General features: G+C 61.5%; 27 protein-coding genes and 1 tRNA gene. 8 read left to right on the top strand and 20 right to left on the bottom strand.

What is annotated here, in order from left to right:
* The 3 genes from dut (at position 1) to argB (ending at position 4,196) form a co-directional block, all read left to right on the top strand.
* A complete protein-coding gene (gene dut / locus ACY8D3_RS20005) occupies positions 1-456 on the top strand; it encodes a dUTP diphosphatase (protein ID WP_462380584.1) in 456 nt (151 codons plus the stop codon).
* A 1,238-nt stretch (positions 457-1,694) separates the two neighbouring features.
* Positions 1,695-3,086: a phosphomannomutase/phosphoglucomutase gene (algC, locus tag ACY8D3_RS20000; protein WP_462384462.1), complete on the top strand. Its 1,392-nt coding sequence runs from the start codon at positions 1,695-1,697 to the stop codon at positions 3,084-3,086.
* A 195-nt stretch (positions 3,087-3,281) separates the two neighbouring features.
* On the top strand, positions 3,282-4,196 hold the full coding sequence (argB, locus tag ACY8D3_RS19995; protein WP_462380583.1) for an acetylglutamate kinase: 915 nt from the start codon (positions 3,282-3,284) through the stop codon (positions 4,194-4,196).
* 41 nt (positions 4,197-4,237) lie between these two features.
* Here argB and ACY8D3_RS19990 read toward each other — a convergent pair whose 3' ends face one another.
* Together ACY8D3_RS19990 and pyrE are read right to left on the bottom strand one after the other, a co-directional pair.
* Entirely contained in the window at positions 4,238-4,825 is a 588-nt protein-coding gene (locus ACY8D3_RS19990) for a DUF4124 domain-containing protein (protein ID WP_462380581.1), read from the bottom strand.
* 14 nt (positions 4,826-4,839) lie between these two features.
* Complete coding sequence (pyrE, locus tag ACY8D3_RS19985) at positions 4,840-5,481, bottom strand: orotate phosphoribosyltransferase (protein ID WP_462380580.1); 642 nt, start codon at positions 5,479-5,481, stop codon at positions 4,840-4,842.
* A gap of 83 nt (positions 5,482-5,564) precedes the next feature.
* Here pyrE and ACY8D3_RS19980 point away from each other — a divergent pair, with 83 nt between their 5' ends.
* Positions 5,565-6,344, top strand: a complete 780-nt coding sequence (locus ACY8D3_RS19980) for an exodeoxyribonuclease III (protein ID WP_462380578.1) — start codon at positions 5,565-5,567, stop codon at positions 6,342-6,344.
* A 36-nt stretch (positions 6,345-6,380) separates the two neighbouring features.
* On the opposite strand, the gene ACY8D3_RS19975 is transcribed toward ACY8D3_RS19980, so the two are convergent.
* The 3 genes from ACY8D3_RS19975 to gabD form a co-directional block, all read right to left on the bottom strand.
* On the bottom strand, positions 6,381-7,580 hold the full coding sequence (locus tag ACY8D3_RS19975; RefSeq protein ID WP_462380577.1) for an HDOD domain-containing protein: 1,200 nt from the start codon (positions 7,578-7,580) through the stop codon (positions 6,381-6,383).
* A 130-nt stretch (positions 7,581-7,710) separates the two neighbouring features.
* Complete coding sequence (gene gabT / locus ACY8D3_RS19970; protein ID WP_462380576.1) at positions 7,711-8,991, bottom strand: 4-aminobutyrate--2-oxoglutarate transaminase; 1,281 nt, start codon at positions 8,989-8,991, stop codon at positions 7,711-7,713.
* A 233-nt stretch (positions 8,992-9,224) separates the two neighbouring features.
* Entirely contained in the window at positions 9,225-10,673 is a 1,449-nt protein-coding gene (gene gabD, locus ACY8D3_RS19965; protein ID WP_462380575.1) for an NADP-dependent succinate-semialdehyde dehydrogenase, read from the bottom strand.
* 349 nt (positions 10,674-11,022) lie between these two features.
* Between gabD and ACY8D3_RS19960 the strand changes: the two genes are divergently transcribed.
* A tRNA-Arg gene (locus ACY8D3_RS19960) sits at positions 11,023-11,099 on the top strand.
* A 94-nt stretch (positions 11,100-11,193) separates the two neighbouring features.
* Here ACY8D3_RS19960 and ACY8D3_RS19955 read toward each other — a convergent pair.
* The 6 genes from ACY8D3_RS19955 to ACY8D3_RS19930 all read right to left on the bottom strand — a co-directional run bounded on the left by ACY8D3_RS19955 (position 11,194) and on the right by ACY8D3_RS19930 (position 14,593).
* Positions 11,194-11,472: a DUF2218 domain-containing protein gene (locus tag ACY8D3_RS19955; RefSeq protein ID WP_462380574.1), complete on the bottom strand. Its 279-nt coding sequence runs from the start codon at positions 11,470-11,472 to the stop codon at positions 11,194-11,196.
* A gap of 578 nt (positions 11,473-12,050) precedes the next feature.
* Positions 12,051-12,179, bottom strand: coding sequence for a hypothetical protein (locus tag ACY8D3_RS19950; RefSeq protein WP_462380573.1), 129 nt, complete (start codon positions 12,177-12,179; stop codon positions 12,051-12,053).
* 2 nt (positions 12,180-12,181) lie between these two features.
* On the bottom strand, positions 12,182-12,763 hold the full coding sequence (locus ACY8D3_RS19945; protein ID WP_462380572.1) for a hypothetical protein: 582 nt from the start codon (positions 12,761-12,763) through the stop codon (positions 12,182-12,184).
* Between the two features lie 471 nt (positions 12,764-13,234).
* Positions 13,235-13,690 (bottom strand): GNAT family N-acetyltransferase, encoded by a 456-nt coding sequence (locus tag ACY8D3_RS19940; protein WP_462380571.1) that lies wholly within the window; start codon positions 13,688-13,690, stop codon positions 13,235-13,237.
* Between the two features lie 44 nt (positions 13,691-13,734).
* A complete protein-coding gene (locus ACY8D3_RS19935) occupies positions 13,735-14,352 on the bottom strand; it encodes a LysE family translocator (RefSeq protein WP_462380569.1) in 618 nt (205 codons plus the stop codon).
* A gap of 94 nt (positions 14,353-14,446) precedes the next feature.
* Entirely contained in the window at positions 14,447-14,593 is a 147-nt protein-coding gene (locus ACY8D3_RS19930) for a hypothetical protein (protein ID WP_462380568.1), read from the bottom strand.
* 464 nt (positions 14,594-15,057) lie between these two features.
* Here ACY8D3_RS19930 and ACY8D3_RS19925 point away from each other — a divergent pair, with 464 nt between their 5' ends.
* Complete coding sequence (locus ACY8D3_RS19925; protein WP_462384460.1) at positions 15,058-15,510, top strand: Lrp/AsnC family transcriptional regulator; 453 nt, start codon at positions 15,058-15,060, stop codon at positions 15,508-15,510.
* Between the two features lie 23 nt (positions 15,511-15,533).
* Here ACY8D3_RS19925 and ACY8D3_RS19920 read toward each other — a convergent pair whose 3' ends face one another.
* Positions 15,534-16,316, bottom strand: coding sequence for a carbon-nitrogen hydrolase family protein (locus ACY8D3_RS19920; protein WP_462380567.1), 783 nt, complete (start codon positions 16,314-16,316; stop codon positions 15,534-15,536).
* A 5-nt stretch (positions 16,317-16,321) separates the two neighbouring features.
* Complete coding sequence (locus tag ACY8D3_RS19915; RefSeq protein ID WP_462380566.1) at positions 16,322-18,004, bottom strand: flavin monoamine oxidase family protein; 1,683 nt, start codon at positions 18,002-18,004, stop codon at positions 16,322-16,324.
* Positions 18,005-18,437: 433 nt separating this feature from the next.
* Between ACY8D3_RS19915 and ACY8D3_RS19910 the strand changes: the two genes are divergently transcribed.
* On the top strand, positions 18,438-18,704 hold the full coding sequence (locus tag ACY8D3_RS19910) for a DUF4212 domain-containing protein (RefSeq protein WP_462380565.1): 267 nt from the start codon (positions 18,438-18,440) through the stop codon (positions 18,702-18,704).
* A gap of 10 nt (positions 18,705-18,714) precedes the next feature.
* Positions 18,715-20,481, top strand: a complete 1,767-nt coding sequence (locus tag ACY8D3_RS19905; RefSeq protein WP_462380564.1) for a sodium:solute symporter family protein — start codon at positions 18,715-18,717, stop codon at positions 20,479-20,481.
* Between the two features lie 45 nt (positions 20,482-20,526).
* Here the strand turns inward: ACY8D3_RS19905 and ccmI are convergent, their stop codons facing one another.
* From ccmI to ACY8D3_RS19870, 7 genes are read right to left on the bottom strand one after another with little or no spacing between them, the layout of a single operon-like run.
* Complete coding sequence (gene ccmI / locus ACY8D3_RS19900) at positions 20,527-21,741, bottom strand: c-type cytochrome biogenesis protein CcmI (RefSeq protein ID WP_462380563.1); 1,215 nt, start codon at positions 21,739-21,741, stop codon at positions 20,527-20,529.
* Positions 21,738-22,220, bottom strand: coding sequence for a cytochrome c-type biogenesis protein (locus ACY8D3_RS19895; protein WP_462380562.1), 483 nt, complete (start codon positions 22,218-22,220; stop codon positions 21,738-21,740). The genes ccmI and ACY8D3_RS19895 overlap by 4 nt, the downstream gene beginning before the upstream one ends.
* Entirely contained in the window at positions 22,217-22,753 is a 537-nt protein-coding gene (locus ACY8D3_RS19890) for a DsbE family thiol:disulfide interchange protein (protein ID WP_462380561.1), read from the bottom strand. Before ACY8D3_RS19890 ends, ACY8D3_RS19895 begins: the two co-directional genes overlap by 4 nt.
* Positions 22,750-24,723 carry a heme lyase CcmF/NrfE family subunit gene (locus ACY8D3_RS19885; RefSeq protein WP_462380560.1) on the bottom strand — a complete coding sequence of 658 codons (1,974 nt, stop codon included), beginning with the start codon at positions 24,721-24,723 and terminating at the stop codon, positions 22,750-22,752. The genes ACY8D3_RS19890 and ACY8D3_RS19885 overlap by 4 nt, the downstream gene beginning before the upstream one ends.
* A complete protein-coding gene (ccmE, locus tag ACY8D3_RS19880; protein WP_462380559.1) occupies positions 24,720-25,187 on the bottom strand; it encodes a cytochrome c maturation protein CcmE in 468 nt (155 codons plus the stop codon). Before ccmE ends, ACY8D3_RS19885 begins: the two co-directional genes overlap by 4 nt.
* Entirely contained in the window at positions 25,184-25,360 is a 177-nt protein-coding gene (gene ccmD, locus ACY8D3_RS19875) for a heme exporter protein CcmD (RefSeq protein ID WP_462380558.1), read from the bottom strand. The genes ccmE and ccmD overlap by 4 nt, the downstream gene beginning before the upstream one ends.
* Positions 25,357-26,112 (bottom strand): heme ABC transporter permease, encoded by a 756-nt coding sequence (locus tag ACY8D3_RS19870; RefSeq protein WP_462380557.1) that lies wholly within the window; start codon positions 26,110-26,112, stop codon positions 25,357-25,359. The genes ccmD and ACY8D3_RS19870 overlap by 4 nt, the downstream gene beginning before the upstream one ends.
* Positions 26,113-26,138 lie beyond the last annotated feature (26 nt).

Genomic DNA, 26,138 nt, shown 5'->3' with positions numbered 1-26,138 from the left:
ATGCACAGCCTTCAAGCCAAGATCCTTGACCACCGCCTCGGCCAGGACTTCCCCCTGCCAGCCTATGCCACCCCAGGGTCGGCGGGCCTGGACCTGCGCGCCATGCTCAAGGAAGACACGGTGCTTGGGCCGGGTCAAACCCTCCTGATCCCAACGGGGCTTGCGATTCATATTGCAGATCCCGGTCTGGCCGCTGTCGTCCTGCCTCGCTCCGGCCTCGGTCACAAGCACGGCATCGTGCTGGGCAACCTGGTCGGGCTCATCGACTCGGATTACCAGGGCGAACTGATGGTGTCCTGCTGGAATCGCGGTGAGACACCGTTCACGATTACTGTGGGTGAGCGGATTGCTCAGCTGGTATTGGTACCTGTCGTGCAAGCGAGCTTCGACATCGTTGAGGAATTCGACCAGAGTCAACGAGGTGCAGGCGGCTTCGGCCACTCAGGCACACGCTGAAACCCAAGGCGCGGACGCGATACCGGGAGACCGCCGTGAAGCTCTTCAAGCGCAAGGCCAAGGACGCGCCCGCCGCGTCCGCCAACCCTTCCAGAAACGCCACCGGCCAGAGCACGCTCCTGCCTGGAGCGCTGGCGGTCGTAGTCAGTGTCGCCATCGCCGGTGCGATCCTCTGGTTCATGGCTCTCGATGGCCAGCACCATACGCAGCGGCAGGCGCTGGCTGCCATCTGGGCAGATAGCCAGGCCGGTGCCCTGCGTCAGGTATTGGCTGCCGCCCATGACGACCTGCAACAGACCGCCCGCCAGGCCGAACTGCGAAATGCGTTGAACGAAGGCCCCGACGCGATTCTTCGGCAGGAGCAGCGCCTTTCGACGGTGCCTGGCGCAGTCAGCATGCGCCTCTTCCCTCGCGGCGCAGCAGCGCAGGAGAACTCGGCACCCGCCCCTATCGGCTACGCCGCGCTCGATCTCATCCGCCGCGCTGAAGCAGGCGAGCGACCAACCGCGGAAGCCTACCGCGTCGGCGAGCGCTGGCTGGTCTATAGCGCTTCAGCGGTACGTGAATCACCCGAAGCGCCGGTCGTCGGAACCGTACTTCGGGTGACGGAACTGGCGAACCTGTTGCGCTATTTACCGCCGATCCCGCCCGGCACAGGCCAGATCGAACTGGAGCAGCGCTTCGGCAGTAACCCCGCGCAAACCCTCTATCGCACGGGGGCGGCAGCTGGCGGCGGGCGTGTCGAACGCGAGACCGGCAACCCGCACTGGTTCCTGGGCTTCCGGCCTGGCCCGTCACTAAGCCCTCCAGCCTCCCCGATCTGGATCGGAATCGCCTGTATCGTCGCGCTCGCCGGTGCGCTCCTTGGTCTGTTACTGAACCGCCGCGCCGAGGCCCGACGCATTACCCAAGACGCCTCGATATTGGAGCGTGCGGTGCTGGAACTCTCTGCAGGACGCGCTATCAAAGTGCCGGGCCTGAGCCTGCCAGCACTCGATACGTTGGCGCAGCGCCTTGTCAGCCTTTCGCGCAGTCGACCACAGACAACCTCGGTGGCCCAACCCGAAGCGCCGGCAGCTACAGAAGTTCAGGAGCCGTCCTCGGCCCCCGCCACCACGACGGGCCCGAGCCCGCGTGTTGGCGAAGTCGATCCTCTGGACGTCGACTTCCTCGACATGGATTTTCTCGATGAGGACCAGCACCTGCTGGGCCTCGACACTCAGGAGCGAGACCCCGCAATGAGCACCGTTCAAGCCCCCGCATTGCCAGCCAGCATTTTCCGCGCTTATGACATCCGCGGCGTGGTCGGCGAAAGCCTGACCGCCGAGGCAGCCTACTGGATCGGTCGTGCCATCGGCTCCGAAAGCCTCGCCAAGGGCGAGCCGAACGTGGCGGTCGGCCGCGACGGTCGCCTGTCCGGCCCCGAGCTGGTCCAGGGCCTCATTCAGGGCATCGCCGAAAGCGGCTGCACCGTCAGTGATATCGGAATGGTGCCCACGCCTGTCCTCTACTACGCCGCCAACATCCTGGCCGGCAAATCCGGCGTGATGCTCACGGGCAGCCACAACCCGCCGAACTACAACGGCTTCAAGATCGTCATTGCAGGCGACACGCTGGCCAACGAGCAGATCCAGGTCCTGCGTGAGCGTATCGAGACCGGTAACCTGGCGAGCGGTAACGGCACCGTCGAACAGGTCGACGTACTCCAGCGCTATTTCGAGCAGATCCGTGGCGATATCGTGCTTGCCCGCAAACTCAAGGTTGTCGTTGACTGCGGCAACGGTGTGGCCGGCGTGATCGCGCCGCAATTGATCGAAGCGCTGGGCTGCGAAGTCGTACCGCTCTTCTGTGAAGTCGACGGCAACTTCCCGAACCACCACCCGGATCCGGGCAAGCCCGAGAACCTGGAAGACCTGATCGCGAAAGTCCGCGAAACCGGTGCCGACCTTGGCCTGGCGTTCGACGGCGACGGCGATCGCGTCGGCGTGGTGACCAACGCGGGCACCATCATCTACCCAGATCGCCTGCTGATGCTGTTTGCCAAGGACGTCGTCTCGCGCAACCCCGGCTCGGACATCATCTACGACGTGAAATGCACCCGTCGCCTGACCGCGCTCATCAGCGGCTACGGTGGCCGTCCGGTCATGTACAAGACCGGCCACTCGCTGATCAAGAAGAAGATGAAGGAAACCGGCGCTCTTCTGGCCGGCGAAATGAGCGGCCACGTGTTCTTCAAGGAACGCTGGTACGGGTTTGATGACGGCATCTACAGCGCTGCGCGCCTGCTGGAGATCCTGAGTCAGGATAACCGCGACGCCGAGAAGGTGTTCGCGGCCTTCCCGAACGACGTCGCTACTCCGGAAATCAACATCACGGTTACCGAAGAGAGCAAGTTCGAGATCATCGACGCGCTGCGCAGCGATGCACAGTGGGGTGATGCGAACCTTGTGACCATCGATGGCGTGCGCGTGGACTATCCAAAGGGCTGGGGCCTCGTGCGCGCCTCGAACACCACGCCCGTCCTGGTCCTGCGCTTCGAAGCGGAAACCGAGGAAGAGCTCGCCCGCATCAAAGACGTATTCCGCAAGCAGCTTTATACTGTCGCCCCTGACCTGAACGTACCGTTCTGACGTCGTCGGAGGGCCTGATCGCCAGGCCCTCCGTTCGCGACTGCGACTGGCCTTCGTTCGCCTCTGGCAGCGAGCGCCGGGGTGCGCATCTCCTCTCAGGCGTCGATATGCCGGACGTATCGACGCCTGACACGGCAGCCTTCGGTCTCCTTCGTCTTTCCTTCCCCGGCCTGTCACCCCTCTATGGAGCCCAACATGACATTAAGCCGCGACGCCGCTTCCCAGGTAGCACTTGTCCTTTCGGAAGCATTGCCCTACATCCGCCGGTTCGTCGGCAAGACGCTGGTCGTCAAGTACGGCGGCAATGCCATGGAGAGCGAAGAGCTCAAGGCTGGCTTCGCACGCGACATGGTGCTCATGAAGGCGGTGGGCATCAATCCTGTAGTCGTTCACGGCGGCGGGCCGCAGATTGGTGATCTGCTCAACCGTCTGAACATCGAGAGCCGCTTCGTTGACGGGATGCGTGTTACCGACGCCCAGACCATGGACGTGGTGGAGATGGTCCTCGGCGGCCAGGTGAACAAGGACATCGTCAGCCTGATCAACCGCCATGGCGGCAGCGCGATTGGCCTCACAGGCAAGGATGCGGACCTGATTCGCGCCAAGAAGCTGACCGTTTCGCGCCAGACACCGGAGATGACGAAACCGGAAAATGTTGACATCGGGCACGTCGGCGAAGTCACCGGCGTCAATGTCGAGCTGTTGAACATGCTGGTTCGGGGTAACTTCATTCCTGTCATCGCGCCAATTGGCGTCGGCCCGGAAGGTGAGTCCTACAACATCAACGCCGATCTCGTTGCCGGCAAGGTGGCTGAGGCGCTGCGGGCAGAGAAGTTGATGCTCCTGACAAACATTGCGGGCCTGATGGACAAGCAGGGTCAGGTCATGACAGGCCTGACCACCGAGCAGGTCGACAGTCTGATTGCCGACGGCACCATCTACGGCGGCATGCTGCCCAAGATTCGCTGCGCACTCGAAGCCGTCCAGAATGGCGTGAACAGCGCCCATATCGTGGACGGCCGCGTTCCCAACGCCGTATTGCTTGAAATCTTCACAGATATTGGTGTCGGTACGCTGATCACCAACCGTAGCCGTCCAGCGACGGCATAAACGAAAAAGCCGGCATTGCCGGCTTTTTTGTAGGTCGATTGCTAGCGTCCGTGGAGCAGCGTTTCTACCCGGGCGCGGTCCGCCTCGAAGTTCTTTTCTGCCTGCGCACGTGCCTGCTGGTGACGCTCAATTTCCTTGGCCAGGTGCGCCTGTTCCCCGCCGATGCTTTTGAGCTGCGCCACGATATTGGCTGGGACTTCACGCCCCGCACGCTCGTATTCGGCAGCCTGGGACAGCAGCGTGCTTTCCTGCAGACGCAAGGACTGCAGGTTGCCGTTGGCAACGCCGATAAGTCCATCCAGTTCGGCCAGCTTGCGTGTCCGCGCGCGGTCCACATCGGCGACGCTCGCATAGAGTCGAAGCAGGCGCCGGTCGGCCGTGGTCTGCAGCGCACGAGCCTGACGCTTGGCCCGCTCCTCAGCCGTAGGCGCTGGCGGAACGACCTTGAGCACTCGCCCCTGCTCGTTCAGCACCTCATAACCCTTACCGACAAATTCGGGCGGTACGCCTTGGCGATCGAGCACGGTGACGCCGCGATCATCCACATAACGGTAGAGTTCGGCGTGAACGCCGGAGGCACAGGTGACGCCGATACCCAGAACAGCCATTGCCAGGATCGACCGGATCATTCGTGAATCCCTTGCTAGACGCCGTATTGTTGGCGGTACGCTTCCACCGACGGCAGGAAATTTCTCAAAGACGCATCGTCAGCCAGGTACTCCAGAACCTGGTCCAGCGACACGATGCTAATCACGGACAACCCAAAGTCACGCTCGACTTCCTGGATCGCCGACAGCTCGGCCTTGCCGCGCTCCTGACGATTCAGTGCAATTAACACGCCAGCCGCAGTGGCCTTCTGCCCTTCGATGATCTGCATGGCTTCACGGATTGCCGTACCCGCAGTGATGACGTCATCGACGATCAGCACGCGGCCCTCCACCGGTGCACCTACCAGCGTACCGCCTTCACCATGGGCCTTGGCTTCCTTGCGATTGAACGCCCATGGCACGTCGCGCCCATGCTGTTCGGCCAATGCGACGGCTGTTGCTGAAGCCAGCGGGATGCCTTTGTAGGCCGGCCCGAACAGGACATCGAACTCGACACCGCTGTCGACGATGGCAGACGCGTAGAAACGCCCGAGCTGAGCCAGCGCCAGGCCACTGTTGAACAGGCCGGCATTGAAGAAATAGGGGCTGACGCGTCCTGACTTGAGCGTGAACTCACCGAACCGCAGTACACCGCGATCAATGGCAAAACGAAGAAAGTCGCGTTGATAGTCCTGCATGAAAAAATCTCTCGGGCGGCACGGATTTAGCTAATTGGAGCGAGCTCGGTTATCATACACGCACGTGTTTTTGGGGGCCATTTATGCGGATCATCAGTGTAAACGTGAATGGCATTCAGTCTGCGGTCGAGCGGGGTCTGCTCAGCTGGCTTCAGGCGCAGAATGCCGACGTGATCTGCTTGCAGGACACCCGAGCCTCCATCGTCGAAATGGAAGAACAAGCCCTCCAGCTGGACGGCTACTTCCAGTACTCCATTGATGCCGAATCACCTGCCCAGGGAGGCGTCGCGTTGTACTCGCGCCTGCAACCCAAGGCAGTGATCTACGGCTTGGGTTTCGAGATGGCGGATCGCTACGGGCGCTACCTGCAAGCGGATTTCGACAAGGTAAGCATCGCCAGCTTGCTGCTGCCATCCGGGCAGGGCGGCGACGAGAACCTGAATCAGAAATTCAAGTTCATGGACGACTTCACCCAGTATCTGAACAAGCAGCGCCGCAAGCGTCGCGAGTACATCTATTGCGGTTCGCTGTACGTCGCACACCAGAAGATGGACGTGAAGAATTGGCGTGAGTGCCAGCAAACGCCTGGCTTCCTGGCGCCTGAGCGCACCTGGCTGGACGAAGTCTTTGGCAACATGGGCTATGTCGATGCCTTGCGTGAAGTCAGCCGTGAAGGCGAGCAGTACAGCTGGTGGGCCGACAGTGAACAGGCTGAACTACTGAACCTCGGCTTCCGCTTCGACTATCACATCCTTACGCCTGGCATGCGCCGCTCTGTGCGCAACGCCAAGTTGCCGCGTCAGCCGCGCTTCTCACAGCACGCACCGCTGATCGTCGACTACGACTGGACGTTGAGCCTGTAAGGCTCGACATCGAGCGCGCCCGGGCCGGCACCTCAGCTAAGCCGCCGCGGGAACGCGCTCGAGCATGTCCGCTTTCAAACCTAGCATTCGCGCCGCCTTGGTCTCGAGTATCGCCTCAAGATCATCACCGTCCATTCGCGCATAACGTGCAGCGACATGAAGGATCAACACCTCTCGCGTGTAGACGCCGCCACCCAGCACCCATGCGGCGCCGATGATCTCCCTGAGCTCCAGCGGCAGTCGCCAGCGGACGCGCAGCGCCCCTCCAAAGCCAGCAGCGTGCGCGCGCAAACTCTCCGCTATTTGCGCATCATCGAGTTCACCGCCTTCGTTACGCCAGTCCTGAAGTACGCGCAGCACCGTCAGATCCCCCAGGCAATGAAGGAGTCCCGCTGTGTAACAACGATCCGCGTCAGCCTGTAGGGTCGTCGCAAGGCTACGAGCTATCTCTGCCGTTCGCTGGGACACCCCCCAGAATTCCTCGGCAATAACGGAAAGTGCGGGATCTTCGAGGCGAGCGCCGTTGCGCAAGGAAAGCCCCATGGCCAGGTTGATGCTGTGCTTTACCCCAAGCCGTGGCAACGCCTGGGCCAACGTCTGGCAAGCTCTCGCGCTATGGCGGTCGCCGCTGTTCGCCGCCTTGATAAGCACTGCCGTAATCTGTGGATCGCTTGAGAACGCCCGCTCGATCGTACCGAGGTCGCACTCATGGTCCAGCAATAGCTGAACCAGCTGGTGAATGCTGCCGGGCATGGGCGCGCCCTCGCTCAGGCTGCGTCGATTAATCAGGAAACCATCAAGATTCCTTTGCTCTGAGGCCGGCAGAATTCGTTCGGCATCCTCGCAGAGTTGCCCCAGAAGCGGAGCAATCCGCGCCATCAGCCGCTCAGCGTCGAACGGCTCAGTAAGATACGCTGCTGGCTGAAGCGGTAACGCCTCGCGCACGCTTCGCACATCTGCGCGCCCCTTGATAAGCACAAAGGGAATCGGCTCGGCGAAAGGAGGCTGGCGCAATGCCTGGAGCAGTCCAACGCCACCCATACCCGGCAGTCCATGGTCGGCGATGATGAGCGCAGGACGTACCTGCTGTATGGATGCAATAGCCGTAGCGCTGTCGCCACAGACCGTCAGGTCCATATCTTTGTGGATAGCGCGAATCAGCTGGCAAATCAGGTCAGCCGAACGCTGATCGGCATCAGCAATCAGGATCGAAGCCGAGGATAACGGACGAGACATGGAGGTCGCACAGGAAGACTATCTCAGGAGAATAGTCCCTTCATGCGACAAGATAAATGGCTTTTTGATATCACTGCGCCATAACCGATAGAAGGAAACGTGGCGCGCCGCCAAGGCGCGCCACGTTTGGTCAGGCAAGCTCGTCAAAGCACTCGGCGAGGATGTTCAGACCCTGGTCAAGCTGCTCATCAGGAATCGTGACGGGCATCAGGAAGCGGATCACGTTGTAGTACGTGCCGCATGACAGCAGTATGAGACCTTTCTCGCGCGCACGCGCGACGATCTTGCCAACCAGTTCGGCAGCCGGCTTGTGGGTATCGCCGCCCTCGAACAGTTCGATGGCGACCATCGAACCCAGGCCACGGACGTCACCGATGACCTTGTGCTTGCCTTGAATCTCACGCAGTCTGCCTTTCAAGCGCTCACCGAGGTCACGGCTGCGCTCGAGCAGGTTCTCTTCATCGAACACCTTCAGCACGGCCAGCGCGGCAGCACAAGCGATCGGGCTGCCTGCGTACGTACCACCCAAGCCACCGGGTGCGATGGCGTCCATGATCTCGGCCTTGCCGCAAACGCCGGAGATTGGGAAACCGCCGCCAACCGACTTCGCGAAGGTGGTCAGGTCCGGAACGATACCAAGCTGCTCAGTGGCGAAGAACGTGCCGGTACGGCCTGCACCGGTCTGCACTTCATCCGCGATCAGCATGATGCCGTGCTGGTCGCACAGTGCACGCAGACGCTTCATGAAGGCAGGCGAGTTGACGTAGAAGCCGCCCTCGCCCTGTACAGGCTCGATGACGATGGCCGCGATATCCTGCGGCTGCGCGTCGTTCTTGAAGATCCGCTCGATGCTGGCGATCGACTCGTCTTCGCTCACGCCGTGCAGCTCACACGGCGCCAGCGCACGGTAAACACCGCCCGGCATCAATCCCATGCCTGCCGAATAAGGCGCCACCTTGCCCGTCAGCGACAGGGTCATCATCGTCCGTCCGTGGTAAGCACCGGTGAAGGCGATAACGCCGGCACGTCCGGTCGCGGCACGCGCGATCTTCACGGCGTTCTCAACCGCTTCCGAGCCGCTGGTGACGAGCAGCGTCTTCTTGGCGAAGTCGCCGGGCACACGCTTGGCGATCTCTTCGGCGAGCTCCACATAAGGTTCGTACGCCAATACCTGGAAGCAGGTGTGGCTCAGCTTGGTCAGCTGCTCTTGCACAGCCGCCACCACCTTCGGGTGAAGGTGGCCGGTGTTCAGTACTGCAATACCACCGGCGAAGTCGATGAACTCGCGTCCTTCAACGTCCGTTACGGTCGAGTTCTCGGCCTTCTCGGCGAAGATCGGATGGATCTGGCCGACACCGCGCGGAACGGCGGCCATGCGGCGTTGCATCAGGGATTCGTTGGTCTTGCTCATAGCTCCTCTTTGGCCGTTCATCGCCGGCCCTGTTCAAGGATGAAAATGCGCCCGTTAACACACCGACGGCATACGATGATCGACCGAAGGTATGCGCTCAGGCGCGATGGAAAGCAGTACATCTCATAGCGGTACTGGCGTCATGCTGCGCCGTGAAAGGGCGGGAATGCGCCGTTCGATCTGGACCGGCACTCCCGCTAGCTTTCAAGGCCGTATTACCAACGCACAGCCAATCAAACGCTCAGGCAGAGGTATTTGATCTCGAGGTAGTCCTCGATCCCGTACTTCGAACCCTCACGACCCAGCCCCGACGCCTTGACGCCACCAAACGGCGCCACTTCATTGGAGATCAGACCTGTATTAATGCCGACCATGCCGTATTCCAACGCTTCAGCCACACGGAAGACGCGCGACAGGTCTTTTGCATAGAAGTAGGACGCAAGGCCAAACTCGGTATCGTTCGCCATTGCGATCACCTCGGCGTCGTCCTTGAAGCGGAACAACGGCGCCAGCGGGCCGAAGGTTTCGTCTTTCGAAACGAGCGCATTCTTGGGCACATCCACCAGGATGGTCGGCTCGAAGAAGGTGCCACCCAGCTGGTGCTCCTTGCCGCCGAACGCCACTTTCGCACCCTTGCTGACGGCGTCCTCGATGTGTTCCTTGACCTTCTTCACCGCCTTGTCATCGATCAGCGGGCCGGTGGTCACGCCATCTTCCAGACCGTTACCGATCTTGAGCTTGGCTACCGCGGCTTTTAGCTTCTCGACGAACGCGTCGTACACGCCATCCTGCACATAGATGCGGTTGGCGCAGACGCAGGTCTGGCCGTTGTTGCGGTATTTGGAAACGATGGCACCGTCCACGGCAGCGTCGAGATCCGCATCGTCGAACACGATGAACGGCGCGTTGCCGCCCAACTCCAGCGACACCTTCTTGATGTCCTGGGCGCATTCGGCCATCAGCTGGCGACCGATCTCGGTCGAGCCGGTGAAGGACAGCTTGCGAACGATCGGGTTGCTGGTCAGCTCGCCGCCGACTTCGCCGGCAGAGCCCGTCACAACGCTGAACACGCCTTTCGGGATACCGGCGCGCTCAGCCAGTTCTGCCAGCGCCAGCGCCGAGTACGGGGTCTGGGAGGCGGGCTTGAGGACCATGGTGCAGCCGGCGGCCAGTGCAGGGCCGGCTTTACGGGTGATCATGGCCGCCGGGAAGTTCCACGGCGTAATGGCAGCGGTGACGCCGATAGGCTGCTTGATGACGATGATGCGCTTGTCGGCCTGGTGGCCGGGAATCGTGTCGCCGTACACACGCTTGGCTTCTTCAGCGAACCACTCCAGGAAGGACGCGGCATAGGCGATTTCGCCCTTGGCTTCGGCCAGTGCCTTGCCCTGCTCCAGCGTCATCAGGCGACCCAGGTCGTCCTGGTTCTCCATCATCAGCTCGAACCAGCGACGCAGCTTCTGTGCGCGCTCTTTCGCGGTCAATGCACGCCATGCCGGCAGCGCCTTGTCGGCCGCCTCGATCGCACGACGGGTCTCTTCACGGCCCATCTTCGGTACCGAACCGATGATCTCGTTGGTCGCCGGATTGTTCACCTGGATCTTCTGGCCGCTGTCCGCGTCAACCCAAGCCCCATCGATGTAGGCTTGCTGCCGGAAAAGCGAAGCGTCTTTCAATTGCATGGCGATCTCCTGGAGCTGCATCAGGCGATGCAGAGGATTGAATGTGATCGGGGGCTGGATTGCCGCCTGGTCGGAACAGTAAGCCAATGCGACGAGCGCCTTGGCGGAATTGGGTCGAGACGCCCGCTGGACACCATCAGGGCCAGCGCCGCGTTCTGAATATCGAACGAATCCTAGGGCCAGACCCCAGTCCGTGACAATAGGTCGTTCAAAAAAATTAACACCCGTCCGCGACTCGCCTGTTTCGCGCCTGCCCCGCCCTGTTTCGAGGCCACCTCATGGATTTCGTTCATGCACACGGCCAGCATGGACGACCACGCCCGACATGCGTATCATGCGCCCGCGAAACGCACTTGTAGCTCAGCTGGATAGAGTACTGCCCTCCGAAGGCAGGGGTCGTGGGTTCGAATCCCGCCAAGTGCGCCATATACGAAAGCCCCAAGCCCTTGGCCTGGGGCTTTTTTGTATGCGAAAGCCTAACGGATACTCGATCCGCAGAACTGGCTGTCCGATCCCAATACTACCTCCGCCACTCCGCCTGCAACGGCTCCCCAGCCATACGTTGTAGGTGATCTAGAACCACGCCCTGCAACTCGACGAGCTCCGCCTCGTCGGGCGCCTGGATGCTGACGTGCAGCCCGGTTTCGGTCACTTTCAGGTCGCAGACCGATGGGTCGAACGGAATGTGCGCGCTGGTCTCGTCGTGCTGCACCTGGAACTTGTGGCTCCAGTGGCGGCACAGACGCAGCAGGCAGCGTTGCGGATCGGTGATGGTGACATCGGCGTGGCAACTGAACATGGCAGCTCCTCTATGGGGGGGAAGACAGCGAAACCTGGTATCGGCATCGCAGCAGGGTCATGGCCTGTAGGCCGTAATAGAATCTCGACCCTGAACGATAGCGAGGCACGTACGGTTCGGCGCAAGAATCGACATGATCAAATGTTAATCCTTGGGCCACCACACTGCGTGGATAGTCACCCACTCGCGGTGTACCGATTACGCATGAGGCCACACTGGCGTAAGGCAGAATGCGCATATTCGTGTTCCGAAGATGTCGCCAAGCCCATTATTAGTAAGGGTGAGACACGCTCATGGCGAAGTCCTTCCTTCGGTAAGGCCGCCCTATAACTGCGCTCAATCCGTGACTTGACCTCGCAGGTGGAGCAGACCTATCGGAGTATGTAGATCAAAGCCCGAGGCTCGCTTCCTCAAAGCGAGTGCGATAACTCACTGCGCCGGATCTGATACATGAGAGGTAGGTTTCATTGTCTTTCAACTGGCTCATCAGCAAGCGGCGGGCCTCCTTGCTAATGTACTGCAGCGGCCGCGACCCGCTTGGCAGCGGACGTGGTACGAGCGCCATCAGCTTGGAGCAATTACTGATGCCCGCTCATTTCCAAGAGCGTTTCAGCGACTTGATCATTGATATCCCACCGACCTACCACACTGGCCGGGTAGATCCTCATCAAAATCGTCTTGATGTCTTCCTGTTCATAGGGGGTCATACTCAATTCCTTTTGTGTAGAGTCGAAATGATCTGCTCGGCGAACGCATCCGTACCGCTGATATCCAGGTAATGAACGATGTCACCATCAATGACGTAATAGGCGTGGTATCGCTCGCCGCCCTGCCGGGTCTGGATATAGCCGAACACGTCTACCCCATCGAGCCACCGATAGGACGGATCACTGCAGCCCAGGCGCAGTGCATCACGCAGCACCTGCGCTTCCTTCTGATCCTGTCTGGACGCAGCAGGCGCAGCACCGAGAAACATGAGACGTACGAAATCGGGCAAGGAAAGTGCGCTGTTCGATTCAGTCCTTACCTCGGACTCAGCGAGCTGGCGGCTGGCGAAGGTCGCACCGTTGGCATATTTGGCGATCAAGATATCGCGGCTATGCGCGAATGTATGAGGCGCTTGCACCAGTCCCAACTCAAGCCGGTTTGGACCTCCCAGAACCAGGCGCTGAGAGCTGATGGGATTAGGTGAATGCTCAACCGCTTCGGGCGGGGTATAGCCGCATGGCTCACTCTGTGCGTAACTGGCCATGGTGCAGACCAACGCAATGGTGAAGATCCATTTCTTCATGAGCTTTCCTACTAAACTGTGCTGGACATGCCGATGATACTTCGGTGGCTAGTACAAAGCCGTGCGGAACCGCAAAAGCGACGAATCGTGGTTCAGCACATTCATAGAACGAAGCGGGAAAATTCGAACTTACTGTGTAAGGTGCGATGCATCGCCCACGCCATATCTTATGGTCCATTCCCTCCGGCAACTTGGAATGGGCTCGCCAAGACTATTTCAACGAGACCGGTAAACAAACGGGAGCCATCAGGCTCTATCGGAACGAATGCAGAGGCGACCTAATCGAATCTATTTACTGGCCTGCCGGCCACTTCTTTCCGCAACGCTGCAACGTTTCAATAGACACGTTCATCCTTCAATGACGCTTTGCTGGACCAGACTGGCATCTGGCATCAACCTCGCCGCATCAGGGCTGTAGACCCCTAACCGAATTTCGGCCCTGAACGATAGCGCGGCACGTACGAGACGCGTCTATTCGCCAGCCGCCAGCACCATATCCCAGCGATCCAGCCCTGGACCGTAGCCGTCACGGGTCAGCGACACGGGCTTGAAGCCCAGTCGGGCGTAGAAACCCTGGGTATGCTGACTCGTATCCAGAATGATGCGTATAACGCCCGGATGGCGGCTGGCCGCGCCCAGCCGTGAATGGGTCATCACCCGGCCGATGCCACGTCCGTGGAATTCAGGCGCCACCATACCCCAAGCCAACGCGGCCGTTCCGGTGGCGGCGTCTACGCGAAAGCCCCCGCACGATACGACTTCGCCGTCGAGCACGCCTATTTCGAAGTGCCGTGCTGAGGCGTGATGATCAAGGAAGCGTTCGAAGTCGGGCCGTTCGGATGCCGCGAAGAAGCGCGGCGTATTGGCGTCGAACAGGCCGAGGCACGCCGTCCTCGTGGACGGGTTGTACCGCTCGAATGTCAGCATTGTGGACGCCGGGACAATTCGATCGGCCTCGGTACGGACAAGCGTCACCGCCGGCTCAGCGCCAGGCGCGCCGCGAACATCAGGAAGACAGCCCCGGTCGTGCGATCGAGCCACCGAATGATCCGCTCGCGGCGTAACCAGTCACCCAGGGAATGTGTCGCGGTGATCAGCATTGCCGACCAGGCCAAACCGAGCACGACGTGTATGCCGACCAATGCGAACGTCCATGTCACCAGCGGCTGCCCTGCCGGGATGAATTGCGGCAGGAAGGACACGTAGAAAATACCGACCTTGGGATTGAGCACATTGCCCAGCATGCCTCTGACGAACCAGTTGCCCCTGCGCTGGCCAGGCTCGACCGCGGTAAGCGAGGCGCGCGGGCGCAACAGCAAGTTCAGGCCGAGCCAGCAGAGATAGGCCGCTCCGCAATACTTGAGAACGGTGTAGCCGAGCTCCGAAACGGCCAGCAGCGCGCCAAGACCAAACGCAACCGCCGCGCCCCAGAGGAAGCACCCCGCGTTGATCCCCAGCGCGGCACGCACTGCCTGCGCCCTGCCCTCCACCGCAGCCGTGCGCAGCACAAGCGCAGTGTCGAGCCCGGGCGTGACCGTAAGCAGGGCAGCCGCTAGGGTGAACGCGAGCAGGTTATCGATGAAGGGCATGAGCCGGACTCCGCAAGGAGCATCAATCTAGCACCGCCGCGCCTTCCATACACGTCATGGCCTGTACTCGCGGCGGCTCGACCGGCCACCTTGTTCAAATACCGCTATTCGCCACCACGAACAGCGCAAACCCTACCGGCAGGCCGAGGGCGCCGAAGCCCAATCCATAGTTGGTCGGGCGCGCCAACCATTCACGAATCTCCACTCGACGGCTTCGCGTCAGCTCCCAGGTGGCTTTCAAACCGACCACGACTCCTATGGCCGCCATTGCGCCGATCGGCGCCCAAAAGGCGATTCCCGCTCCCATGTCCCGTTTTCGCTCCTGCGTCGTTTCTGGTTTCAAATCGCGTGCAAATGCTTGCGGGAGGATCGTAGAAAGCTGAACGTGAAAAAAACGTATAGCCGGACCTACCACCGCATGAACCTGACAACACGCCATGGCGCGGCAAAACGTCTGGTCGCCGCGAGCCGGCTTGGGCTGGCCGTGTCCCCTACCCACTCGTAGCACGGGATTGGGCGCGCGCCGCGCTTCACTTGCCCTTCGCAAAACCGGTACGCTCCAGCGATTCCTATTGGGTGGTCAGCCCCTAGCGCAAGTCGCACGACGGGCAGGCCGCTCCGTTCCGCGACTGGCTGCTGCAAGAGGCTGGAATGCGGTGGCAGACCCGCCGCCAAGGCGTGCTGCCCTTTTGTGCCGGAGCCCTGATGTACACGAAGATCGACGAGACCGACGCGCAGCTGATCCATCTGCTCCAGCAGAACGCCCGCGAATCCACGGCAACACTGGCACGCAAGCTGGACCTCGCGCGCACGACCGTGGCCGCGCGCATGGCGCGCCTTGAGCGCGAGGGCGTTCTGCTTGGCTACAGCGTGCGGCTCGGCGGGGGTCTGGAGCAGGCGGCCGTGCGTGCTTATTGCAGCATAAGCGTGTTTCCGCGCAGCACGGCCAGCGTGATCCGGGCCCTGGAAAAGATGAAGGAAGTGGAAGAAGTCTCTTCGGTAAGCGGCCACTTCGACTACGTGGCTTTTCTGCGCTGCACCACGCATGAAAAGCTGGACGAGTTACTCGATCGCATCGGCAATCTCGAAGGCGTCAAACTCACGCAAACGTCGATCATCCTCAACCGCAAGATCGACCGACGTAGCGGTTCAACCTGACACCGGCCCAGCCGCGGCAGTCGCTACCGGTCGAATGCCCGGTGGTCGGTCAGGTAGGGATTATCCCGTAGTGCTGCCTCGCGCTCGTCGCGGCTGATCTCAACGACCAGAAGCCCTTCTTCGTCTGCCGGCAGATCGGACCGGCTGCCCTTGGGGCCATTGACGCTGCTGCGGCCGCAGTATTCAAAGGGGCCTTCTACGCCGATGTAGTTCGCATAGGCCACGAAGCAAAGGTTCTCGAAGGCCCGGCTGCGCACGGTGACGTCCGCAACGAATTCGAAACCGCGCATGTTGGCGGTTGGCACCAGCACCAGCTCCGCACCGGAGCGTGCCAGGTGCCGCACACCCTCAGGGAACTCCACGTCGTAGCAGATCTGCAGGCCCACCTGCCAACCCAGCAGGTTCGCGACGGTCGGCGCGCTGGCCCCTTCGCTGAATTGCTGGCGGTCCAGCTCACCAAACAGCTGCCACTTGCGGTAGTTGAGTAGCGGCTCGCCATCGATGCCAAGCAACAGCGCACTGTTATAGATGGCCCCGTCGCGGCCCCGCTCGGGATAGCCATAACAAAGCGCAATTCCATGCGTGCGAGCGATCCGCGCCGCCTGTTGTGCGAAGGGGCCGTCGGTTGCCTCTGCCAAGCGTCGCACGGCCTCTGCGCCGATCGCATAGCCGGTACTGAACAGTTCGGGCAGGACGAGAAGCTGGGCGCCCTGCCCCGCAGCGTTGACGGCGAAACGTTCGAGGCGGGCCAGGTTGCCATCGACGTCCAGTGAACCCGGCAGGCATTGGCAAAGGGCAATCTTCATGGGTATTACTCCGGCAAGGCGATGGGCCCCAGTTCGGCGAAGACATCCCCTGGGCCTGGATTCTCTGCAAACGAACGGCCGCCGAAGTGGGCCATGATGCCCCACACGGCGTTGAGTGAAGTCTGCACGGCACCCTCCACCCAGGCGGGCGTCCACGACACGTCATCGCCCGCGATGAAGATGCCGCGTTGCTCTTTAGGCATATCCTTTTGGACGAAGTGCGCATACATGCGCTGGTTGTAGCGATAGTGCCCTGGCAGTGCCCCTTTGAAGGCGCCCAAGAAATGTGGGTCCGCCTCCCAGGAAACAGTGATCGGGTCGCCGATGATGTGCCCGGCGATGTCCACTTTCGGATAAATCTTCTTGAGCGCTTCAAGCGATAGCTTTACGCGTTTTTCGACGGGATACGGCAGCATTTTCAGCGCATCGCTCATCCACGAGTAGGACAGGCAGATGACACCCGGCTTGCCCTCGCCGTTGTCGAACAGGTACGTCCCGCGTGTGAGGCGATCGGTGAGCGTCATGCTCATCACGTCACGACCGGTCTCGGGGTCCTTGTCCTTCCAGAACGGTCGATCCACCATCACGAATGTCTTCGACGACTGCATGTAACGTGTCCGGTCCAACGCCATCCACATCTTTTGCGAAAAGAGCGATTCGTCGCAGTCGATCTGCGTAGTCATGAGCCAGCTTTGACAGGTGACCAGCACGGCAGGATAGATGCGCTCGTGGCCCCAGGTGTCGGTAATGCGAAACGCGCTTTCGCCTTCGCGCGCAATGCGCTGCACGCCGGCACGTGTCGCGCCGCTGTGAAGGCTGCTCAGGCTCGTGCCCGCCGGCCAGTGTGCGCAGCGTTCCGGCGCATGGCGCCACAGCCGAAGCGGTACCTGCTCGACACCGCCCACGACCAAATGCTGGTTATCGTCGCAGTTGGTCATCACGACACGCAGGATCTCCAGCATCGAGTTCGGGAAATCTGAGTCCCAGCCACCCGTTCCGAAACCCACCTGCCCGAAGATTTCGCGGTGTTGAAACGTCAACTTGGCGAACGAGCGTGAGGTCGCAACGAAGTCGTAGAAGGTGCGGTCATCCCACAACGGCACCAGCTCGTTCCACAGGTGTTTGAGCGTGACGACATCACGTTGGCGAATCGCCTGCTGAATATCCTTGAAGTGCGCACGCTCATCGAGCGCATCCGCCCAGGCGTCCGCGACTTCACTGAAGATCGTCGGCAGGTCCTGCGCGCGCTCGGCGTAGTACGTCTGACCTTCCAGATCGATCACCGTGCTGCCCGATGCGCCCGTCAGCGGATTGGGGAACGGTCGGGTCTCGAGTCCAAGCTTATCCACATAGTGAAAAAACGCCGTGGATGACACAGGGAAGCGCATCCCGCCCAGTTCGGCCACGATGCCTTCGGCGCCTTCGAATTCCTGCGATCGGAGGCGGCCGCCCAGCCGCGACGCTTCGTAGACGACCGGACGCAGGCCCAGCTTCATCAACTCGTACGCCGCGACCAATCCGGCGATGCCACCGCCCACGATCGCAACCTCCTCCCCGTGGCGTTCGGGCGGAATGCTGCCCAAGCCGGCCGGATGCTCCAGCCAGTGGTCGAAGCCGAACGGAAAGTCCGGACCAAAGACAGTGACGGGGGGCTCCTGGCTGACAGGATGACGGTTGATATGGGCCATGGAAACGCTCTCGAACAGGCGGGGGTTTCGGAAAAAAGGTACGCCTAGTGTGAAAAGTGGCCCGCTCGAACATAAGGCGAATAGCGGCGAAAAGCGTCTCGCTTTACCTGCGAATTGACGATGGTTTCGTCGTTCCGGCGAAACCGCTCAATCTGCTCGCCCGTTCATCAACATGATGCTATGCAACAGGCCGGCGTCGCCCACATCTCCAGGCCGCTTCGCTTCCTCGCGATGTCATGAAGCCGATGCGTGAACGCCAGCCGGCCATAGCGACACCGTACACATCCTGTGGCAATTAGCCGCGTCGAAGTTTCCTTTCAAAGTCAATGATTTCGCCGCGGAGACCTCATGATCTACGACTAAAGTCGTACGCTCCGTAGCGCCCACGCTGCTAGGTTCAACCGGGCTATAACAACAATAAATCGGAGGACTTATGTCCCTATCCAAGCAAGAGGCTGCGGCAGCCTACTGGAAGGAAAACGTGCGGCTGATGATCTGGCTGCTGGTCGTTTGGTTCGCAGTATCGTTTGGTGCCGGTGTGCTGTTCGTCGACGCCTTGAACAATATCCACGCATTCGGCTTCCCGCTCGGCTTCTGGTTTGCCCAGCAAGGCTCCATCTACGTGTTCGTGCTCGAGATCTTCTTCTACATCTGGAAGATGAACCAGCTCGATCGCAAATACGACCTGCACGAAGAGTGAGGAGCCGACCATGAGTACGCAGTTCCTCATCTATCTCTTCGTGGGCGCGACCTTCGCGCTCTACATCGGCATCGCCATCTGGACTCGTGCCGGCTCCACCAGCGAGTACTACGTGGCCAGCAAGGGCGTCCATCCGGTACTCAACGGCATGGCAACCGGTGCGGACTGGATGTCCGCCGCCTCCTTCATTTCCATGGCCGGCATCATCGCCTTCGCAGGCTACGACGGCTCGGTCTACCTCATGGGCTGGACCGGCGGCTACGTGCTGCTTGCCATGTGCCTGGCACCCTACCTGCGCAAGTTCGGCAAATTCACCGTTCCCGAATTCGTCGGCGCGCGCTACTACTCGCAAACCGCTCGGCTTGTGGCGGTGGTCTGCGTGATCTTCATTTCGTTCACCTACGTCGCGGGGCAGATGCGCGGGGTCGGCATCGTGTTCTCACGCTACCTCGAAGTAAGCATCGAGACGGGCGTGATCATCGGCATGGCCATCGTGTTCTTCTACTCCGTGCTCGGCGGCATGAAGGGCATCACCTACACCCAGGTGGCGCAGTACTGCGTGATGATCTTTGCCTACATGGTCCCCGCGATCTTCATTTCGATGATGATCACCGGCAACCCGATTCCGCAGCTGGGCTTTGGTAGCGAGGTGACGGGCACCGGCCAGACCGTACTTGAACGCCTCAATGGATTGGGCGCCGAGCTTGGGTTCACGCCCTATACGGACGGCAGTAAATCCACGACCGATATCTTCTTCATTACGATGGCGTTGATGGTCGGGACGGCGGGTCTGCCGCACGTCATCGTTCGCTTTTTCACAACGCCGACCGTGAGAGATGCGCGCAAGTCGGCAGGTTATGCACTGCTGTTCATCGCCATCCTTTACACCACCGCGCCCGCTGTGGCGGCCTTCGCTCGGACGAACCTGCTCACCAGCGTTCCGAACGTGAGCTACCAGGAGCTGCCAGGCTGGTTCAAGACATGGGAAAACGCAGGCCTGATCGGCTGGATGGACAAGAACAACGACGGCGTCGTCCAGTACGGCCCGGGTGCGGCCTTCGCCGGCAAGCCGACCTACGCCGCCGAGCGTGGTGAAGCCGGCGAGCGCGTCCTGACCAACCAGCCAACCGCTGCGGCGAACGAGCTGTACGTCGACAACGACATCATGGTCCTGGCCAACCCTGAGATCGCCGATCTGCCAGGCTGGGTGATCGCGCTGATTGCCGCGGGCGGGCTGGCTGCCGCGTTGTCCACGGCGGCTGGTCTGCTACTGGTGATCTCGACGTCGATTTCCCATGACCTGCTCAAGAGCAACCTGATGCCGAAGATCTCGGAGAAACAGGAGCTGCTGGCGGCACGGATCGCCGCCGGGGTCGCCGTGGTGATCGCAGGTCTCTTCGGCATCTATCCGCCCGGCTTCGTCGCGCAGGTGGTGGCGTTTGCCTTCGGCCTTGCCGCCGCGTCGTTCTTCCCGGCGATCGTGATGGGCATTTTCTACAAGCGCATGAACAAGGAAGGCGCGATTGCCGGGATGGTGGTGGGCCTCGCCTTCACCTTCGGGTACATCGTGTACTACAAGTTCATCAATCCGACGGCGACCGCTGAGGACTGGTGGTTCGGCATCTCGCCGGAAGGCATCGGTACGCTCGGGATGATCTTCAACTTCGTAGTGGCCTTCGTCGTCTCCCGCTTCACGGCGCCACCGCCGGACCATATCCAGCATCTGGTCGAAGACATCCGCGTCCCCCGTGGCGCTGGTGCTGCCATCGACCACTAACCTGAGCTGAAAGGAAAAAACGCCGGAGAGATCCGGCGTTTTTTATTACGGCTTGTCCGTGTCTGCCCTGTCGATAACTACCTGCTGGATGCCGGTCGAACCCATATCGATCGGTGAACCCAATCCGATCCACTCGCCTTGTTGCGCGTTGCCGCTGCGAGAGACGCGGGCAACGACTTCGATGCGAGGGAAGGCTGACAGCTTGAGGTCAGGCATCATCGCGTCAGCGTCGGTCAGACGGACTATAGTCGGCAGGTCCGCGACGCGGAGACGTTTGACGGCCAACGGCATCGGCGGGCCGTCAGTGGCGCGGGCGAAGACGAATACGGTCTCGACGGGTTCGACCTGGCCCCGCACGGTATCGGCGAGCTCGATGCGCACCTGTACGACCGGGCTGCCTGCCGTGTCTGCAGGCCCGTCCGATAACTGCTGGCGGGCGCGGTTGATGCTTTCAAGGATCGGTTGTCGAGCCGGATCGCCCGCCGGCATCACCGTGGCCAGCCGCTGCCAATAGTCGATTGCCTTCTGGTACTGGCGCCGGTCATAGGCAGCGATACCGATCAGGCCGAGGCTCGAGACTTCGTTGGGGTCCGCCGCCAGCGCCTCCTGGGTCAACGCCTCGATCTGGGGGCTCCACTGACGTTCGGCAGCGAAATACTGGGCCTGGGCCCACAACCCAAGCAGGTTCGGCGTACGTCCCGAGAGCGCCACGGCCTGCTCAAGCGCATCCGCCGCCTCCGCTGGCCTGCCTTGCGCCAGGTAAAGACGGCCCAGGTAGTACCAGCCTTCGGGCGCGTCAGGATGCGTCTTCACCGCTTGTTCGAGCCGGGCCGTCATGTCCTCGACCGATCGTGGCTGGCTCTGCGCTGTGTTGGCCATTTCATGCGCCCGCTGCACCTCGCCGATCGAGCCCCAATGGGCATACAGCAGTACGGCGCAGACCGGCACCAACATCGCCATGGCAATGGGGACGGTGCGCCCGAGGGTGCGGCCTCGCGTGGATGGCTCCGCCCTATCGGTATCGGTCAGCAGGGTGCGTGCCGCTTCATCGCGCGCGGCCTGCGCATCGGGCTCGCGGACGGTGCCAGCCTTCAACGCTTCCTCCACGTCGCGCAACCGTTCCTCGTACAGGGCAACGTTCAGCGCGGTGCGGTCGGTGTCATGGGCCGGCGTGCGTTTCCGCAGCAACGGGATCAACAGCAGGCCCAGCGCCGCCAGACAAAGCAGTCCGGCGCCTATCCAGAATTCGAGTTCAATCATGAAACGTGCTTATCCGAGGTCTTTTCCAACAGCGCAGCCAGACGGCGCCGTTCTTCATCCGTCAGGCCCTGCGCGGCACGTTTGCGATAGCCACGGCGGCGCAGAACGATGATCGCCAGCACCCCGAGCCCGAGCACCAGCAGCCCTGCTGGCCCGTACCACAGCAGGAGCGTGCGCGTCGTCAACCGCGGCTTGTAGAGGACAAAGTCGCCATAGCGCAGGACGAGGTGGTCGATGATCTCTCCATCGCTGCGGCCCGCCACCAGCATGCGGTGGATCTCGCCACGCAGGTCCTTGGCAATCGGGGCGTTGGAGTCCGCGATGTTCTGGTTCTGGCACTTGGGACAGCGCAGTTCTTCGACGAGATGGCGGTAGCGGACTCGATCCGCCTCGTTGTCGAAGCGGTAGGTGTCGATGGCGGCATGGGCCGCGCCGCATAGCATCAACGCAAGGCATACGGCCTGAAACAGACGGCTCATGGCGCTGCCTCATCGACCAATTGCTGGTACAGCTGCGCCAGTTCTTCGCGCCAGGCGTCTGCATCGATGATCCCTACATAACGGTGGCGGATGACGCCCCGGGCATCGATCAGGAAGGTTTCCGGTGCGCCATAGACACCAAGGTCCAGCCCTAGCGTGCCGTCCGGATCGCTGATATCGAGCACATAGGGGTTATGAAACTCGGAGAGCCATTTGAGCGCGGCGGCATTGTCATCCTTGTAGTTGATACCGTGGATGTTCACGCCCGCTTGGCGCAACGCATTGAGCACGGGGTGCTCTTCACGGCAGGCGACGCACCACGTTCCCCAGACATTCACCAGGGCAGGTTTGCCCTTGAGGTCATGCTGGGTGAGCAACCGGTCGCCATCGACCGACATGAGCGAAAACGTCGGAAACGGCTTGCCGACCAGCTCGGACGGCAAGGCTGTCGGATCAAGGAACAGGCCCCGATAAAGGAATACCGCGACGCAGAGGAAAAGCGCGAGCGGCAACAACAGCAGTGCGCGCCTCATGCGTGGGCCTCCCCAGCGCGTGCCGCTCCGGTCACGCGCGCTTTCAACTTCATGCGATAGCGCTTGTCCGACGCTGCAAGCAGGCCACCCATCGCCGTCAGCAGTGCGCCAAGCCAGATCCATCGAACGAAAGGCTTGACCTGAAGCCGGACGGCCCAGGCACCCTGTTCCAGCGGCTCGCCAAGGGCAACGAACAAATCGCGACCAAGGCCGGCGTCAATGCCTGCTTCGGTCATGACCGCACCCTGTACGGTGTAGAGACGTTTCTCCGGATGCAGGACGGCGATCGGGCGGTCCTCATCGAAAGTCCGAACGGTACCGCGATCCGATGTGAAGTTGGGGCCCTCGTGATGCCGTGTTCCCTCGAAGACGAATCGGTAACCTCCCAGCTCGGCCGCATCGCCTGGTGCCATGCGCAGGTCGCGCGCCATCCCATTCGCGCTCGTCAACACGACGCCCAGTGCGCAAACCGCCAAGCCCAGGTGGCCCAACTGCATGCCCCAATAGCTTCGGCCAAGGCTAGCGAGCCCCTTGCGTATACCCTTGTGGCGCGTCTTGTCGGCGATATCCCGCAGGCCTGCAAGTACTACCCAGGCAGCGAGCAGGCAGACGCTCAGCACCGTCCAATGGAAGTCACCCAGCATGCCACCCGCGGCGAAGGCGACGAGCACGCTCGCGACCAGCACCGGCCCCAGCAAACCGAACAGCCAGCGCACCGGTGTGTCCTTCCAGCGGACGACCACCCCAACCGCCAGAACGGCCATCAACACCGCCATCAGCGGGACGAACAGCGCATTGAAATAGGGCGGACCGACCGACAGCTTCGCGCCGCTCAGCGCATCGAGCAGCAGCGGGTAGAGCGTGCCCAGCAGGATCATCGCGGCGGTGACGACGAGAATGATGTTGTTCGCCAGCAGGAAGGTCTCGCGCGACCACAGGCCGAAACCGGCCTGACTGCGAACGACCGGCGCGCGAATGGCAAACAACGCCAACGACCCGCCCACCACGACAAGCAGGAACGCCAGAATGAACACGCCGCGCTCGGGGTCGCTGGCAAATGCATGGACAGACGTAAGAACGCCGGAGCGTACGAGGAAGGTGCCGAGCAGGCTCAGCGAAAACGCCACGATCGCGAGCAACACCGTCCAGCTTTTGAACACCCCCCGCTTCTCGGTGGCGGCGAGCGAATGGATCAGTGCAGTACCGACGAGCCACGGCATGAATGACGCGTTCTCGACCGGGTCCCAGAACCACCAGCCGCCCCAGCCCAGTTCGTAATACGCCCACCAGGAGCCGAGCGCGATGCCGACGCCCAGGAAGGCCCATGCCACCAGCGTCCAGGGCCGCGACCAACGCGCCCAGGCAGCATCCAGGTTGCCGCCCAGCAGTGCAGCGATCGCAAATGCAAACGCCACCGAGAAACCGACGTAGCCCATGTACAGCATCGGCGGGTGAATGATGAGACCGAAGTCCTGAAGCAATGGATTGAGGTCGCGGCCGTCCACTGGCACGTTGGGTAATAGGCGCGCGAAGGGGTTGGACGTGATGATCAGAAAGAGCAGGAACCCAACGCTTATCAGGCCCATGACGCCCAGCACGCGCGCCAGCATCTCCCGTGGCAGCTGCCGCGAAAAGAGCGCAACGGCGAACGTCCAGCCACTCAGGATCAGCCCCCACAGCAGAAGAGATCCTTCATGCGCACCCCAGACCGCGCTGAACTTGTAGTACCAAGGCAAGGCACTGTTCGAGTTCTGCGCCACGTAGGCGACCGAGAAGTCATCGCTGAGAAAGGCATGCGTCAGGCAAGCGAATGCAAACGCCAGAAAACCAAACTGGCCCCAGGCCGCCGGCTGTGCAATCTCCATCCAGTGGCGATCCCCGCGCCACGCCCCAATCAGTGGCAACGTCGCCTGGACCACCGCCATGCACAGCGCCAGGATCAGCGCCAGATGGCCAAGTTCGGGAATCATTGAGCGCTCTCCTCGCCCCGCGTAGCGACAGGCTTGGCGCTGTTTGCCTTGTCGAGTGCCTGTTGCACCTCAGGCGGCGTGTAGTTCTCATCGTGCTTGGCAAGTACCTCGTCCGCCACCAGCCGCCCGTTCTCATTCAGCGTGCCCAGGGCCACGATGCCCTGCCCTTCGCGGAAAAGATCCGGAAGCATGCCGTGGTACTGAATGCGAACCTGCGAAGTGCCGTCCGTAACGGTGAATTCGCTTTGCAGGGAATCGTCCGCGCGTTTGAGTGAGCCCATCTCCACCAGGCCGCCGGCACGAATACGAACGTTCGTGGGCGCGTCACCCGCTGCAATCTGGCTTGGGGTGTAGAACAGGTTGATGTTCTGCCTCAACGCACTGAGCGCCAGCGAAACGGCAACGCCAACCCCCGCAAGGATGGCCAGGATGATGATGAGGCGGCGCTTGCGAACAGCGTTCATCGGCCCGCCTCCCGACGCAGGCGCCGGGCGTGATCGCGCATGAACCGGCTCCGCGCGCGCAGCGGCAGGATCACATTCAGCATCAGGATGACCACGCACAGCCCGTAGGCCGACCAGACATACGACCCGTGATGCCCCATTGCGAGGAAGTCGGAAAACGACGCGAAACTCATTGCTTGTCCTCTACCTGCGCCTGGATGACCTCGTTGACCCAGCGGGCCCGCGATTCACGACGCAGGATCTCGAGCCGCATGCGCACCAACAGCACGGCAGCGAAAAAACAGTAGAAACCGATGACCATGATCAACAGGGGCAGCCACATCTCAGCCGGCATGGCGGGCTTGGCCGTTACCGTAAAGGTGGCCGGCTGATGCAGCGTGTTCCACCACTCGACGGAGTACTTGATGATCGGGATGTTGACGACACCGACGATCGCCAACAGCGCGCACGCCCGCCCTGCACTTTCCCGGTTACGAATGGCCTGGCCCAGCGCAATCACGCCCAGGTACAGGAACAGCAGGATCAGCATGGACGTCAGCCGGGCGTCCCAGATCCAATAAGTGCCCCAGGTGGGTTTGCCCCAGATCGCGCCCGTCACCAGTGCCAGGGCGGTCATCCATGCGCCAATCGGTGCAGCCTGCTGGAGCGCAATGTCTGCCAGCTTCATCTTCCAGACCAGGCCGACAAGACCAGCCACCGCGAGCATCACGTAGGCGGACTGCGCAAGAAACGCCGCTGGCACGTGGATGTAGATGATGCGAAAGCTGTTGCCCTGCTGATAGTCGGGCGGCGCAAAAGCCAGCCCCCATACCGCTCCCACCAGCAGCAGAACTGCCGCCGCGATGCTCAGACAGGGCAGCCAGCGCCCGCTGATGTCATAGAACCACCGGGGCGAGCCCAGCTTGTGAAACCAAGTCCAGTTCATCGTTACTCGTCACGTGCCGAACCGGC

It is taken from the genome of Pseudomonas sp. Marseille-QA0892, from assembly GCF_054950135.1.
The sequence above is the reverse complement of the archived record's forward strand: the minus strand, read 5'-3'. Positions and strand labels throughout refer to the sequence as shown.

Coding starts and splice junctions, on each gene's coding strand:
- dut (WP_462380584.1), top strand. CDS start 1: ATGCACAGCCTTCAAGCCAAGATCCTTGACCACCGCCTCGGCCAGGAC.
- algC (WP_462384462.1), top strand. CDS start 1,695: ATGAGCACCGTTCAAGCCCCCGCATTGCCAGCCAGCATTTTCCGCGCT.
- argB (WP_462380583.1), top strand. CDS start 3,282: ATGACATTAAGCCGCGACGCCGCTTCCCAGGTAGCACTTGTCCTTTCG.
- ACY8D3_RS19990 (WP_462380581.1), bottom strand. CDS start 4,825: ATGATCCGGTCGATCCTGGCAATGGCTGTTCTGGGTATCGGCGTCACC.
- pyrE (WP_462380580.1), bottom strand. CDS start 5,481: ATGCAGGACTATCAACGCGACTTTCTTCGTTTTGCCATTGATCGCGGT.
- ACY8D3_RS19980 (WP_462380578.1), top strand. CDS start 5,565: ATGCGGATCATCAGTGTAAACGTGAATGGCATTCAGTCTGCGGTCGAG.
- ACY8D3_RS19975 (WP_462380577.1), bottom strand. CDS start 7,580: ATGTCTCGTCCGTTATCCTCGGCTTCGATCCTGATTGCTGATGCCGAT.
- gabT (WP_462380576.1), bottom strand. CDS start 8,991: ATGAGCAAGACCAACGAATCCCTGATGCAACGCCGCATGGCCGCCGTT.
- gabD (WP_462380575.1), bottom strand. CDS start 10,673: ATGCAATTGAAAGACGCTTCGCTTTTCCGGCAGCAAGCCTACATCGAT.
- ACY8D3_RS19955 (WP_462380574.1), bottom strand. CDS start 11,472: ATGTTCAGTTGCCACGCCGATGTCACCATCACCGATCCGCAACGCTGC.
- ACY8D3_RS19950 (WP_462380573.1), bottom strand. CDS start 12,179: ATGACCCCCTATGAACAGGAAGACATCAAGACGATTTTGATGAGGATC.
- ACY8D3_RS19945 (WP_462380572.1), bottom strand. CDS start 12,763: ATGAAGAAATGGATCTTCACCATTGCGTTGGTCTGCACCATGGCCAGT.
- ACY8D3_RS19940 (WP_462380571.1), bottom strand. CDS start 13,690: ATGCTGACATTCGAGCGGTACAACCCGTCCACGAGGACGGCGTGCCTC.
- ACY8D3_RS19935 (WP_462380569.1), bottom strand. CDS start 14,352: ATGCCCTTCATCGATAACCTGCTCGCGTTCACCCTAGCGGCTGCCCTG.
- ACY8D3_RS19925 (WP_462384460.1), top strand. CDS start 15,058: ATGTACACGAAGATCGACGAGACCGACGCGCAGCTGATCCATCTGCTC.
- ACY8D3_RS19920 (WP_462380567.1), bottom strand. CDS start 16,316: ATGAAGATTGCCCTTTGCCAATGCCTGCCGGGTTCACTGGACGTCGAT.
- ACY8D3_RS19915 (WP_462380566.1), bottom strand. CDS start 18,004: ATGGCCCATATCAACCGTCATCCTGTCAGCCAGGAGCCCCCCGTCACT.
- ACY8D3_RS19910 (WP_462380565.1), top strand. CDS start 18,438: ATGTCCCTATCCAAGCAAGAGGCTGCGGCAGCCTACTGGAAGGAAAAC.
- ACY8D3_RS19905 (WP_462380564.1), top strand. CDS start 18,715: ATGAGTACGCAGTTCCTCATCTATCTCTTCGTGGGCGCGACCTTCGCG.
- ccmI (WP_462380563.1), bottom strand. CDS start 21,741: ATGATTGAACTCGAATTCTGGATAGGCGCCGGACTGCTTTGTCTGGCG.
- ACY8D3_RS19895 (WP_462380562.1), bottom strand. CDS start 22,220: ATGAGCCGTCTGTTTCAGGCCGTATGCCTTGCGTTGATGCTATGCGGC.
- ACY8D3_RS19890 (WP_462380561.1), bottom strand. CDS start 22,753: ATGAGGCGCGCACTGCTGTTGTTGCCGCTCGCGCTTTTCCTCTGCGTC.
- ACY8D3_RS19885 (WP_462380560.1), bottom strand. CDS start 24,723: ATGATTCCCGAACTTGGCCATCTGGCGCTGATCCTGGCGCTGTGCATG.
- ccmE (WP_462380559.1), bottom strand. CDS start 25,187: ATGAACGCTGTTCGCAAGCGCCGCCTCATCATCATCCTGGCCATCCTT.
- ccmD (WP_462380558.1), bottom strand. CDS start 25,360: ATGAGTTTCGCGTCGTTTTCCGACTTCCTCGCAATGGGGCATCACGGG.
- ACY8D3_RS19870 (WP_462380557.1), bottom strand. CDS start 26,112: ATGAACTGGACTTGGTTTCACAAGCTGGGCTCGCCCCGGTGGTTCTAT.